This is a genomic window from Streptosporangium nondiastaticum (assembly GCF_003011965.1).
Classification (GTDB): domain Bacteria; phylum Actinomycetota; class Actinomycetes; order Streptomycetales; family Streptomycetaceae; genus Streptomyces; species Streptomyces nondiastaticus.
The window spans coordinates 35573-48076 of record NZ_PXWG01000044.1; the positions used below are offsets into that span (position 1 = coordinate 35573).

Below are 12504 nucleotides of genomic sequence, written 5' to 3' on the forward strand. Positions count from 1 at the left end.
GAGGGCGGGGAGATCAGCGGTGCGTGCACCACCGTACGAGCCCGCCCGGCCCGGCCGCCTCGGCTCCTGGGTGGAGATCCCTTCTCCACCCAGGGGTGGAGAAGGGTGGAGAGCCCGGCGGCACAGAGGCATGGCGGAGGCACGGCGGAGGAGTGCCGCCGGCCGACCGGTAACTCCGGCCGCGCTGCCGGTAGGCACCAGCAACACCGATTGCCGGTCGGCTGCCTGGTGACGGGGGGTGCCCGGCCGTCAGCATCGTGGGGCGGGCGGACCTCAGGCGGGCCCGGCACAGAGCGAAAGCACCCTGGAGATCCCGAAGTGAAACAGTCGCCACTGGAAACCGTCCTCCCCCTGTCCCCGCTGCAGGAGGGCATGCTCTTCCACGCCCTCTACGACGAGGGCGGCGTCGACGTCTACACCATCCAGGTGGCCTTCCCCCTGGAGGGAGAGCTCGACGCGGAGCGGCTGCGGACGGCCTGCGCCGCGCTCCTGCGCCGCCACCCCGTGCTGCGGACCGGCTTCCAGCTGCGCGCCAACGGGCAGCCCGTGCAGCTCGTGCGGCGCGCGGTCGACCTCCCCTGGACCCTGCTGGACCTGCGGGAGCACGACGCGGACACCCGGCGCAAGGAGCTCCTGCGCTACCTGGAGGAGGAACGGCTGCGGCGCTTCGACCCGGCCGCCCCGCCGCTCATGCGCTTCACCCTGGCCCGTACCGCCGGCGACCGCCACGTCCTGGCCCTGACGTACCACCACATCCTGCTCGACGGCTGGTCCGTCCCCCTGGTGCTGCGCGACCTCTTCGCGCTCTACGCTGCCGGCGGGGACGACGCGGCGCTGCCGCCCGCCGTGCCCTACCGCGACTACCTGGCCTGGCTCGCCCGGCAGGACCGCGGCGCGGCCGAGGAGGCCTGGCGCGCGGCCCTCGCCGGCCTCGCCGGGCCGACGCTGGTGGCGCCCGGCTCGGGCGCGGACGGCACCGCCGCCATGCCCCGGCTGGCCGCGGCCGAGCTGCCGGAGGAGACCACCGCCGCGCTCACCGCGGCCGCACGGCGGCGGGGCCTGACCCTCAACACCGTGGTCGAGGGCGCCTGGGCGCTGCTGCTGGCCACCCTGACCGGGCGCGACGACGTCGTCTTCGGCCACACCGTCTCCGGCCGGCCACCGCGCCTGCGCGGCGTCGAGGAGATGGTCGGCCTCCTCATGAACGCCGCCCCCGTGCGCGTACGACTGGATCCCGCCGAGCCGTTCGAGGCCCTGCTGGCCCGGCTGCAGGACGAGCAGGCCGCGCTCGCCGACCACCAGTACCTCGGCCTCGCCGAGGTCCAGCGCATCGCCGGCACCGGCGAGCTCTTCGACACCTCCGTCGGCTTCGGCAACGCGCCCTCGGGCGGGGACGACCTCAGCCTGCCCGTGCCCGGGCTGCGGATCGGCACACTGGACGCGGGCGCCGGCGCGAACGCCGGGGAAGACACCGGCGTCAGCGGCTCGACGCACTACCCGCTCAGCCTCGTCGCCGTCCCCGGCCCCCGGCTGGCGCTCCTGCTCAACCACCGCGCCGACCTCTTCCCCGCCGACGAGATCGACCGCATTCACACGCGGCTGCGCCTGTTCCTGGAGACGTTCGCGAACGCACCCGGGACACCGGTCGGCAGCATCGCCCTGCTCACCGGGGCGGAACGGGAGCAGCTCTTCGCCCAGGGCACCGGCCCCGCCCCGGAGGCCCCCGCGACGACGCTGCCGGAGCTGTTCGAGGAGCAGGCTCGGCGCACCCCCGGGGCCCCCGCGCTGACCGCGGGCGACGTCACGCTGACGTACGCGGAGCTGGACGCGGCCGCCAACCGCACGGCCCGCGAGCTGCTGGCCCGCGGCGCCGGGCCCGAGCGGCTCGTCGCCGTGACCCTGCCGCGCTCGGCCGACCTGGTGGTCGCGCTCCTCGCCGTCCTGAAGACGGGCGCCGCCTACCTGCCCGTCGACCCGGGGCTGCCGGCCGAGCGCGTCGCCTTCATGCTCGCCGACGCCGCCCCCGTGACGGGCGTGTGCCTCTCCGGCCCCGCCGCCCGCCCCGGCGACCTCGTCCTCGACGCGCCCGGCGTCCGCGACGCGCTCGCCGCACGGCCGGCCCACGGCCTCACCGCCGCCGAGCGCCCGGCCCCGGCCCGGCCCTCCCACGGCGCCTACGTCATCTACACCTCCGGCTCCACCGGCCGCCCCAAGGGCGTGCTCGTGGAGCACCGTTCGGCGGTGGCCTACCTGGACTTCGCCCGCCGCGCCTACCCGGGCCTCGCCGGGCGCGCCCTCGTCCACTCGCCCGTGTCCTTCGACCTGACCGTCACCGGGATCTTCGGCACCCTCACCGCGGGCGGCGAAGTCCACCTGCACGACCTCGACGGGCCGCCGCCCACGGCGCCCGGCGCCCCCGCCTTCCTCAAGGCGACGCCCAGCCACCTGCCGCTGCTGGCCTCCGCCGACCCGCGCCTCTCCCCCGGCAGCGACCTCGTGGTGGGCGGTGAGCAGCTGACCGGCGAGGCCCTGTGCGCCTGGCGCGAGCTCCACCCGGGCACCACGGTCATCAACGAGTACGGGCCGACCGAGGCCACCGTCGGCTGCATGGAGTACCGCATCGGCCCCGGCGAGACGCCGGCACCCGGCGCCGTGCCCATCGGCCGGCCGATCGCGGGCGCCCGGGTCTACGTGCTCGACCGCCGGCTGCGCCCCGTGCCCACGGGCGTCCCCGGCGAGCTGTACGTCGCGGGGGCCGGGCTCGCCCGCGGGTACGTGAACCGGCCCGGCCTGACCGCGGAGCGCTTCGTCGCCGACCCGTTCGGGGCGCCGGGCACGCGCATGTACCGCACCGGGGACATCGCCTGGTGGCGGCCCGACGGCGAACTCGTCTACGGCGGGCGCGCCGACGACCAGGTCAAGGTCCGCGGCTACCGCATCGAGCCCGGCGAGATCGAGACCGCCATGGCCGCGGACCCGTCCGTCGCGAGCGCCGTGGTCGTCGTCGACGGGGAGCGCCCGGGCGCGCCCCGCCTGGTCGGGTACGCCGTGCCCGCGCCCGGCCTGCGCGTCGACACCGCGGCGCTGCGCGAGCGCCTGGAGGCCCGCCTGCCCGCGTACATGGTGCCCGCGGCCCTGGTGGAGCTCGCGGAGCTGCCGCTGACCCCGAACGGGAAGCTGGACCGCAAGGCGCTGCCCTCGCCGCAGGCCGCCGCCGCGCCCGCCGCCCCGGCGGGCCGGGAGCCGCGCACCGAGGCGGAGGAGGCGCTGTGCGCGCTGTTCGCCGAGGTCCTCGGCATCGAACGGGCCGGTGCCGACGACGCGTTCTTCGACCTCGGCGGCGACTCGATCCTCTCCATCCAGCTCGTGGCCAGGGCCCGCAAGGCCGGTCTCGTCCTGACCCCGAAGGACGTGTTCACGCACCGCACCCCGGCGGCCCTCGCCGCCGTCGCGGGGCGGCCCGGGGCGGCGCCCGCCCGGCACGACGCGGGCACCGGCACCGTGCCGCCCACGCCGATCGTGCACTGGCTGCGCGAACTCGGCGGTCCCGTCGACGCGTTCAACCAGTCCACGCTGCTGACCGTGCCCGGCGGGCTCGGCCACGACCGGCTCGTCGCCGCCGTCCAGTCCGTCCTCGACCACCACGGCGCGCTCCGCCTCGTCCTGGGCGACGACTGGACCCTGACCGTCGCCGGGCCCGGCACCGTCCGCGCGGCCGACCGCGTCACGCGCGTCGACTGCACCGCGCTGGACGGGGACGCCCTGACCGCCGCCGTCGGCGAGCAGTCCGCGGCGGCCGTGGCCCGGCTCGCGCCCCGCAGCGGCAACGTCGTGCAGGTCGTCTGGTTCGACGCCGGCCCGGACCGGTCCGGACGGCTGCTCGTCGTCGTCCACCACCTGGCCGTCGACGGCGTCTCCTGGCGCATCCTCCTGCCGGACCTGCACGCCGCGTGGAAGGCCGCCGGGCGGGGCGAGCCGGCCGCCCTCGATCCCGTGCCCACCTCCCTGCACGCCTGGGGCCGGGCCCTCGCCTCCGACGCCGTGACCGCGGCCCGCGAAGCCGAACTGGACTACTGGCGGGGGCGGACGCCCGGCGACGACCCCGCCCTCGCCGCCCGGCCGCTCGACCCCGCGCGCGACGTCCACGCCGGCGCCGGCAGCCTCACCGTCGCCCTGGGGCCCGAGGACACCGACGCCCTGCTCACCACCGTCCCGGCCGCGTTCCGCGCCGGACCCGACGACGTGCTCCTGACCGCCCTCGCCCTGGCCGTCGCCTCCTGGCGCCGGGACCGCGGCACGGGCGACGGGACCACCGTCCTCGTCGACCTGGAGGGCCACGGCCGCGAGCCGGTCGGCGCCGGACCCGACCTCGCGCGCACGGTCGGCTGGCTCACGAGCCTGTACCCCGTACGCCTGGACACCGGCATCACCGACTGGGACGACGCCCTGGCCGGCGGCCCCGAGGCCGGCCGCGCCCTCAAGCGCGTCAAGGAGCAGCTGCGCGCCGTGCCCGGCCACGGCATCGGCCACGGCATGCTCCGCCACCTCAACCCGCGCACCGCGCCCGCCCTCGCCGGCCTCCCCGCGCCCCAGATCGGCTTCAACTACCTGGGCCGCTACGCCGCGGCGGGCGACGGCGCCGAGTGGAGCGTCGCCCCCGAGTCGGCAGCGGTCGCCCCCGGCGTCGACGGCCGCATGCCGATGGCCCACACCGTCGAGGTCAACGCCGTCACCGAGGACCGACCGGAGGGACCGCACCTCGTCGCCACCTGGTCGTGGCCCGGCGAACTGCTCGCCGAGGACGACGTGCGCGGCCTCGCCGACGCGTGGACCGCGGCGCTGCGCGGCCTCGTGCGGCACGCCGCCCGCCCGGGAGCGGGCGGCCTCACGCCCTCGGACACCCCGCTGGTGACGATCGGCCAGGAGGAGCTGGACGGGCTCGCCGCGCTCACGGCGCCGCACGCCCTGGCCGACGTGCTGCCGCTGTCCCCGCTGCAGGAAGGGCTGCTCTTCCACGCGCGGTACGACCACCGGGCGCTGGACGTGCACAACATCCAGCTCGTCTTCGAGCTGAGCGGCTCCCTCGACGCCGGAGCCCTGCGCGCCGCGTGCGGGCAGCTGGTGGCCCGGCACCCCGCGCTGCGGGCCGGGTTCACGCTCCTGCCCGACGGCGAGCCCGTCCAGGTGATCGCCGCGACGGCGGACGTGCCCTGGCAGGAGACCGACCTCAGCGGGCTCGCAGCCGGGGACCAGCGCGCCCGCCTGGACGCCCTGCTCGCCGAGGACCGGCGCCGCGCCTTCGACCTGGCCGCGCCGCCGCTGGTGCGGGGCCTGCTGGTCACGCTCGCGCCGGACCGGCACGCCTTCGTCCTGACGAACCATCACATCCTGACGGACGGCTGGTCGACGTCGATCCTGCTGGACGAGCTCTTCCGGCTCTACGTCCACCGCGGCTCGAACGCCCCGGTGCCGGGCCTGCGGAGCGTCGCACCGCACCGCGCGCACCTCGCCTGGCTCGCGGGGCAGGACACGGCCGCGGCCGAGGAGGCCTGGCGGTCGGCCCTCGCCGGCCTGCCGGGCCCCACCCTCGTCGCACCGGGCGCCGAGACCGCGCAGGTCCCGGCGCTGCCCGAACGCACCACGCACGAACTGGACGAGGCGGCGACGGCCGCGCTGACCCGGACCGCGCGGGCCCACGGCGTCACGCTCAACACGGTCGTGCAGGCCGCGTGGGCGCTGACGCTCGCCGCCGCGACCGGGGGCCGCGACATCGTCTTCGGCGCCACCGTCTCCGGCCGCCCGCCGGAGCTGGCCGGCGTCGAGGACATCGTCGGCCTGCTCATCAACACCGTGCCCGTACGCGTACGGCTCGACCCGGCCGACGGCCTCGGAGCCCTGCTCCGGCGCGTCCAGGACGAGCAGGCGGCGCTGAGCGGCCACCACCACCTGGGCCTCGCGGCGATCCGCCGCCTGGCGGGTGCCGGCGAGCTCTTCGACACCTCCGTCGTCTTCGAGAACTACCCGACCGCGTCCGAACTGCCCTCCGCACCCGGGTCGCTCACCGTCACCGGCTTCTCGGGCCGCGACGCCTACCACTACCCGCTCAAGCTCATGGCCGTGCCCGGAGAGCGCCTCTACCTGGAGCTCAGCCACCGGCCCGACCTCGTGGCCGGGGAGACCGCGGCCCGCGCCGGTGCGCGGCTGCTGCGGATCCTGGCCGCGCTCGGCGCGGAGCCCGACGCCCCCGTCGGCCGGCTCCTGGACCTCGCCGGATCCACCCGGATCCCGGCACCGGTGGACGCCGCGGCGCTCGCCGCGCTCTTCGCCGCCGTCCTGGGCGCCGGATCCGTCGGCGAGGACGAGGACTTCTTCGCCCTCGGCGGCGACTCGCTGCTCGCCCTGCGCCTCGCGGGCCGCGTCGAGACGGCCCTCGGCGCCCGGCTGGACGTCCGCGAGGTCTTCCGCCGGCCCACCCCGCGCGGCCTGGCCGCGCTGCTCGCCTGACCGGCCGGGCCACCGAACCCCTTCGCCCACCCACCGCCCCGGCCGCACCGGCCGGGACCCGAACCCGAGGAAGAAAAGATGGACAACCCCTTCGACAACGCCGAGGGCCGCTTCCTGGTGCTCACCAACGACGAGGGACAGCACTCCCTGTGGCCCTCGTTCGCGGAGGTGCCCGCCGGCTGGACCGTCGCGCACCCCGAGGACACCCGGCAGGCCTGCGTCGACTTCGTGGAGGCCAACTGGACCGACATGCGCCCCAAGAGCCTCGTCGAAGCGATGAACGCCGCATGACGAGCCCCGCCCGGACCCCCGCCGTCGTCGTCACCGGCCTCGGGGCCACGACGCCGCTCGGCGGGGACACCGCCGCCACCTGGGCGGCACTGCTCGCGGGGCGGAGCGCCACCGCCGCGCTCACCGAGGAGTGGGCGGCCGGGCTGCCCGTGCGCATCGCCGCGCGGGCGGCCGCCGAGCCGTCCCTGCTGCTCGACCGCGTGGAGGCCCGGCGGCTGGACCGCGCCGCCCAGTTCTGCGTGGTCGCCCTGCGCGAGGCGTGGGCGGACGCCGGGTTCACCGGCCCCGCCCGCGAGCCCGGCGAGGGCGAGGCGGCGGCCCCCGACGCCGAGCGGGTGGGCGTCGTCATCGGCAGCGGCATCGGCGGCCTGCACACCGTCACCGGCAACTACGACCAGCTGCGCGAGCGCGGGCCCCGGCTCGTCTCGCCGGTCGCCCTGCCGATGCTCATGGCCAACAGCCCCGCCGCCCAGGCGAGCATGGCGATCGGCGCCCGCGCCGCCCTGCACGCCCCGTCCACCGCCTGCGCGGCGGGCGCCGAGGCCGTCGCGGCGGGCCTCGACATGATCCGGCTGGGCCGGGCCGACGTGGTCGTGGTGGGCGGCGCCGACGCCGCCGTCCACCCGCTGGCGATCGCCGGGTTCGCGAACATGGGCGCGCTGTCCGCGCGGCACCACGACCCGGCGGGCGCCTCGCGCCCCTTCGACCGCTCCCGCGACGGCTTCGTCATGGGCGAGGGCGCCGCCGTCCTCGTCCTGGAGAGCGCCGAGCACGCCCGGGCCCGCGGCGCCCGCGTCTACTGCGAGCTCGCGGGCGCCGGACTCAGCGCCGACGCCCACCACATGGCCCGCCCGGAGCCCGGCGGCCGCGGCATGGCCTCCGCCCTGCGCAAGGCCCTCGCCGAGGCCGGGCTGGCCCCGGCCGACGTCGCGCACGTCAACGCGCACGCCACCTCGACCGTGGGCGGCGACCTGGTCGAAGGCCGCGCCATCAGCGCGGTCCTCGGGCCGGGCGCGGCCCCCGTGTCGGCGGTCAAGTCGATGACCGGTCACCTGCTCGGCGCGGCCGGCGCGCTCGGGGCGCTCACCAGCGTGCTCGCCCTGCACCGGCGCGTCGCGCCGCCCACCGCCAACCTCGACGTCCTCGACGAGGGCCTCGACCTGGACGTGGTGGGGAGCGCACCGCGCCCGCTGCCGGCCGGCGACGCCGCCGTGATCGCCAACGCGTCCGGGTTCGGCGGGCACAACGTGGTGCTCGCGTTCCGCCCCGCGGCCTGACCCGCCGCGCCCCTTCCTTTTTCGCTCATCCCTCCCGTCACACCCGTTACTGCTGTACGAAAGGCACGCCACCATGCGCCGCATCATGCTCAAGTCCAAGATCCACCGCGCGACCGTCACCGAGGCCGACCTCAACTACATCGGCTCGCTGACCCTCGACCCCGTCCTGATGGAGCAGGCCGACCTGCTGCCCGGCGAGCAGATCCACATCGTCGACGTCAACAACGGCTCCCGCCTGGAGACCTACGTCATCGAGGGCGAGCGCGGCTCCGGCGTGGTCTGCATCAACGGCGCCGCGGCCCGCCTCGTGGCCCCCGGCGACATCGTCATCATCATCGCCTACGCCTCCGTGGAGGACGGCGAGGCCGCGGACGTGAAGCCGCGCGTGGTGTTCGTCGACGAGAACAACAAGGCCGTCAGCGTCGGCGACGACCCGTCGGTCTGACCGTAGCGGCAGGACGCGCGAAGGGCCCCCTCCGAGGAGGGGGCCCTTCGCGCATGGTGTCCTCGGTGAAGCACCGCGGCTGCTTCCACTCCATAACCACTGGTTCTGGGAGTGAGAAGAATCCGCTCTTGGACTTATGGCGGCCGGGAGGTGATCGTGGAGGCATGGACCTCACGAGCATGATCGCCGCCGAACGGCGGGAGTTCGCCGACCTGCTGGACGGGCTGACGGCGCAGCAGTGGGAGGCCCCGAGCCTGTGCGCGGGCTGGCGGGTGCGGGACGTCGCCGCCCACATGTCGATGGGCTTCCGCTACTCGCTCCCCCAGGTGCTCGCGCACTTCGTCAGGGCGCGCGGCAGCCTGCACCGCATGACCGACCGCCTGGCCCGCCACGACGCGGCCGCCGCGAGCACGGGCCAACTGGCCGGCTGGCTGCGGGACAATGCCCGTCACCCCTGGACGCCGCCGGTCGGCGGCCTCGTCTCGGCCCTGGGCCACGACGTGGTGCACGGCCTGGACATCACCGTCGCGCTCGGCCTGGACCGGCAGGTGCCCGAGGACCGCCTGCGGGTGCTCCTGGACGGCGTGACGCACAAGGGCGCACGGTTCTTCGGCGCCGACCTGACCGGTCTTCAGCTGCGGGCCGACGACCTCGACTGGTCCTTCGGCACCGGGACGCCCCTGACCGGCCCGGCACAGGACCTGCTCCTGTTCGCGTTCGGGCGCAGGCTGCCGGAGGGCCGGCTCAGGGGCGCGGTGCCGCGGGCCGCCGCCGCGGGCTGAGCCCGCCGGCCGCACGGCGCGTCAGCGCAGGAACTCCGTCACCGAGAAGTACGTCCCCGACGCGCGGCACTCCTCCATCACGCGCTCGACCTGGGGCACGTACGCGTAGTCCAGGCGCGCTGCCGGGTCCAGGCGCTGCAGGAGCCGCTGGAGGACGAGGATCAGCCAGCCCGCTCCGCTGCGGCCGGGCGCGTTGTGCAGCCAGGCCAGCACGCACGACACGGCGGCGTGGTACACGCAGTGCTCCGCGGCCGTGCGGGCCGCCTCCGTGGACGCCGGGTCCAGGCCCTGCTCGGCGACGCCCGCGTAGAAGGCGGTGCGGCGGGCGTCGAGGGCGGCCACCGCGCGGGCGAGGTCGCGGGCCTCTCCGGCGCCGAGCCGGTCCCCGGCCTCGCGGGCGAGCGCGGCCACGGCCGGTCCCCAGCCGCGGGTGATCTCGTCCTGGCTGGCGTTGGTCAGCTGCAGCTCGCGGCCCGAGGGCTCCCACACGGGGGCCTCCTGCGACCAGTCGAAGAGGGTCCGCAGCACCGCGTCGGCGCCCTCGGCGGGCGTTCCCGCGAACCCGGCGACGTGCGGCAGCTGGGTGGCGATGTTGTGCAGGTTGACGTGGGTGGTGCCCTCGAAGATGCTCGCCACCGCGTGGTCGCGCTGCAGCTTCTGGAACGCCCCGCCGGCCACGCCCTCGCGCAGGTAGCTCCGGGCCCCGAGGACCCGGCCGACGTGGGCGGTCACCTCCTCGCCGACGACCGGCACCAGGTACTTCACCACCGAGGACCACAGGCTCATGCGCGAGGGGACGACCGACAGCGCGCGGGCCACCGGCAGCGCCGTGCACTCGGCGGCGAGCAGGTCCAGGTGGGCGCCCACGAGGTGTTCGCGGATCACCGGGAGGCGGTAGATGCCGCCGCCGTAGAGCTGCCGCTCGTGCGCGTAGTCCAGGCCGATGCGCAGGGCCGAGTCCATCGTGCCCAGCGACATCGCGCCGATGGCCGTGCGGGTGATCTGCAGGGTCTTGAGGACCTCGACCAGGCCCTGTCCGGGCCGGCCCACCAGGTGCGTGCGCGGGACCCGGGCGCCGTGCAGGACGATGCCGCTCAGGTCGTGGCCGCGCAGGCCCACCGGCCGGACGAACGGGCGGTGGCTCCACTCCCCCTCCGCCAGCCGTTCCTTGTCGACGAGGACCAGGGAGTGGCCGCGGCCCTCCAGGCGCGCGAGGACGGTGACGAAGCGCCCGCGGGTCGCGTTGCCCACCGGCCACTTCTCGCCCGTGAGCACGAGCTCCTCGCCGTCGGCGACCGCGACCGTCTCGTTGGCGTTCAGGTCGCTGCCGTGGTCGGGCTCCGACGCGCCGAAGCACGCCAGGTCACCGGCCAGCATCCCGCCGGCGACCAGCGCGCGCTGCTCCTCGTCGCCCCACAGCCACACCGGCTGGGCGCCGAGCGCGGCCGAGCCGAACATCACCGCGAGCGTGAGGTTGCGGCGCGACAGCGAGCGGGTCAGGCCGAAGGCGGTCTCCAGGTTGCGCAGCCGGCCGCCGTCCCGCTCCGGGATGAAGCACGTCGCCAGGCCCCACTCGCGCAGCAGCTCCACGGCGCCGGGCGGGAGTTCGTCCCGCTCCTCGTGCTCCACGGTGCCGGCGAAGGCGAACGGCCCCCCGGCGGCGAGCGGATCGCCGAGGACCCGTTCGAAGTCGGCGACGAGCCGGTGGGTCGGCCGTGCGGGGGCGGCGGGCGGCGGCGTCATCAGGGCAGCTCCTGTTGCGGGTCGCGCCGTGCGGCCCGCAACAGGGCCGCCGGCGTGCGGACACGACGGTGATCCCGCCATCGTCACGCGCGGTACGGGGCGGGCCCAGGCAAGCGACCGGCAATCGGGCCTGCCGCCAAGTTGCCCAGCGCCCTTCCTGGAGAAGGGGGCGGCGCGGGCGGAGAGTCCGGGGTGGGCGACCGTGCCGAGCGGGCCGGCCAGGCCGAAAGGAACCTCCACCCCGATGACGACTACTCCCGACGACGCAACGCTCTTCACCCTCGACCGGACCAGGGCGGACCTCATGGAGGTCGACGCGGTCTTCCGCGCCTGTCTCAACTGGGACTACGGGGAGCGGAACAACCGGATCTGGAGCCTGTACGAGAAGAACAAGACCGCCCAGTGGAACGCCGCCACGGACATCGACTGGGACTACGACGTGCGCTTCGGCGCCGAGCTGCAGGACGAGCACAGCGCGGGCGTCGCCTCGTTCGTCGTCGGCAACGACAGCCCCGTGCCGCGCGAGCTGCTCAACCAGTTCCGCTGGGAGTACCAGGCCTGGATGGTCAGCCAGTTCCTCCACGGCGAGCAGGGCGCCCTCGTGGCCACCGCCCGGCTGGTGGAGACCGTCCCCGACATGGAGGCCAAGGTCTACGCCGCCTCCCAGGTCGCCGACGAGGCCCGGCACGTCGAGGCGTACGCCCGCTACATCGACGAGAAGCTCGGCGTCTCCTACCCCATCAACCCCGGTCTGAAGGCGCTCCTGCGCGACCTGCTGGCCGAGTCCGAGTGGGACATCGTCTACCTCGGCATGCAGGTGATCGTCGAGGGGCTCGCGCTCGCCGCGACCCGCCTGGCCAGCAGCGGCTTCGGCGACCCGATCATCACCTCGATCACCCGCATGATCGCCCGTGACGAGGCCCGGCACATCGCGTTCGGCACGGTCTCCCTCAACGGCATGTACGAGGACATGACGAGCGCCGAGATGAACCGGCGCGAGGAGTTCCTGCTGGAGGCGATCCACCTGATGTCGCGCCGCTTCCTGCTGCGCGAGGTGTGGGAGCGCATGGACCTCGACGTCGAGCGCGGCCTGCGCTTCGCCCGCACCGACCCGATGATGTACGGCTACCGGCAGCTGCTGTTCCAGCAGGTCATCCACATCCTGCGGCAGCTCGGGCTGCTGTCGCCCAAGCTCCGCGACCTCTTCCTGGCCGAGTCCCTGGCCCGGCCGGAGGCGTTCCACGGTATGCCGTGATGCGCGCCGGCACCGAGGAGGTGGTCGTCACCGGGCTGGGCGCCACCACCCCGCTGGGCGGCGACGCGGCGGCCACCTGGGCGGCGCTCCTCGCGGGCCGGTCCGGGGCCCGTGCGCTCACCGAGGAGTGGGCCGCGGGCCTGCCGGCCCGGGTGGCGGCGACGGCCGCCGTCGACCCCGCCGGAGTCCTGGGCCGCACCGAGGCCC

General features: G+C 75.9%; 8 protein-coding genes. 7 read left to right on the plus strand and 1 reads right to left on the minus strand.

Annotation, left to right across the window (positions count from 1 at the left end; translation table 11 throughout):
* The first annotated feature begins 318 nt into the window (after window positions 1-318).
* The 5 genes from B7P34_RS17980 to B7P34_RS18000 all read left to right on the plus strand — a co-directional run bounded on the left by B7P34_RS17980 (window position 319) and on the right by B7P34_RS18000 (window position 9299).
* Window positions 319-6504 carry a non-ribosomal peptide synthetase gene (locus B7P34_RS17980; RefSeq protein ID WP_223267962.1) on the plus strand — a complete coding sequence of 2062 codons (6186 nt, stop codon included), beginning with the start codon at window positions 319-321 and terminating at the stop codon, window positions 6502-6504.
* A 78-nt stretch (window positions 6505-6582) separates the two neighbouring features.
* On the plus strand, window positions 6583-6795 hold the full coding sequence (locus B7P34_RS17985; RefSeq protein WP_106677726.1) for an MbtH family protein: 213 nt from the start codon (window positions 6583-6585) through the stop codon (window positions 6793-6795).
* A complete protein-coding gene (locus tag B7P34_RS17990; RefSeq protein ID WP_106677728.1) occupies window positions 6792-8072 on the plus strand; it encodes a beta-ketoacyl-[acyl-carrier-protein] synthase family protein in 1281 nt (426 codons plus the stop codon). The genes B7P34_RS17985 and B7P34_RS17990 overlap by 4 nt, the downstream gene beginning before the upstream one ends.
* Window positions 8073-8145: 73 nt before the next feature.
* Window positions 8146-8517, plus strand: coding sequence for an aspartate 1-decarboxylase (panD, locus tag B7P34_RS17995; protein WP_106677729.1), 372 nt, complete (start codon window positions 8146-8148; stop codon window positions 8515-8517).
* 164 nt (window positions 8518-8681) lie between these two features.
* The gene (locus B7P34_RS18000) at window positions 8682-9299 is read left to right on the plus strand and encodes a maleylpyruvate isomerase family mycothiol-dependent enzyme (RefSeq protein ID WP_106677730.1); all 618 of its coding nucleotides are present in this window, start codon (window positions 8682-8684) and stop codon (window positions 9297-9299) included.
* A 21-nt stretch (window positions 9300-9320) separates the two neighbouring features.
* Here B7P34_RS18000 and B7P34_RS18005 read toward each other — a convergent pair whose 3' ends face one another.
* Window positions 9321-11042: an acyl-CoA dehydrogenase family protein gene (locus B7P34_RS18005; RefSeq protein WP_106677732.1), complete on the minus strand. Its 1722-nt coding sequence runs from the start codon at window positions 11040-11042 to the stop codon at window positions 9321-9323.
* 244 nt (window positions 11043-11286) lie between these two features.
* Between B7P34_RS18005 and B7P34_RS18010 the strand changes: the two genes are divergently transcribed.
* Together B7P34_RS18010 and B7P34_RS18015 are read left to right on the plus strand one after the other, a co-directional pair.
* Window positions 11287-12297 carry a diiron oxygenase gene (locus B7P34_RS18010; protein WP_106677733.1) on the plus strand — a complete coding sequence of 337 codons (1011 nt, stop codon included), beginning with the start codon at window positions 11287-11289 and terminating at the stop codon, window positions 12295-12297.
* Window positions 12297-12504: beta-ketoacyl synthase N-terminal-like domain-containing protein (locus tag B7P34_RS18015; protein ID WP_286157487.1), on the plus strand; the 208-nt coding region annotated here is incomplete at its 3' end. The genes B7P34_RS18010 and B7P34_RS18015, both read left to right, overlap by 1 nt.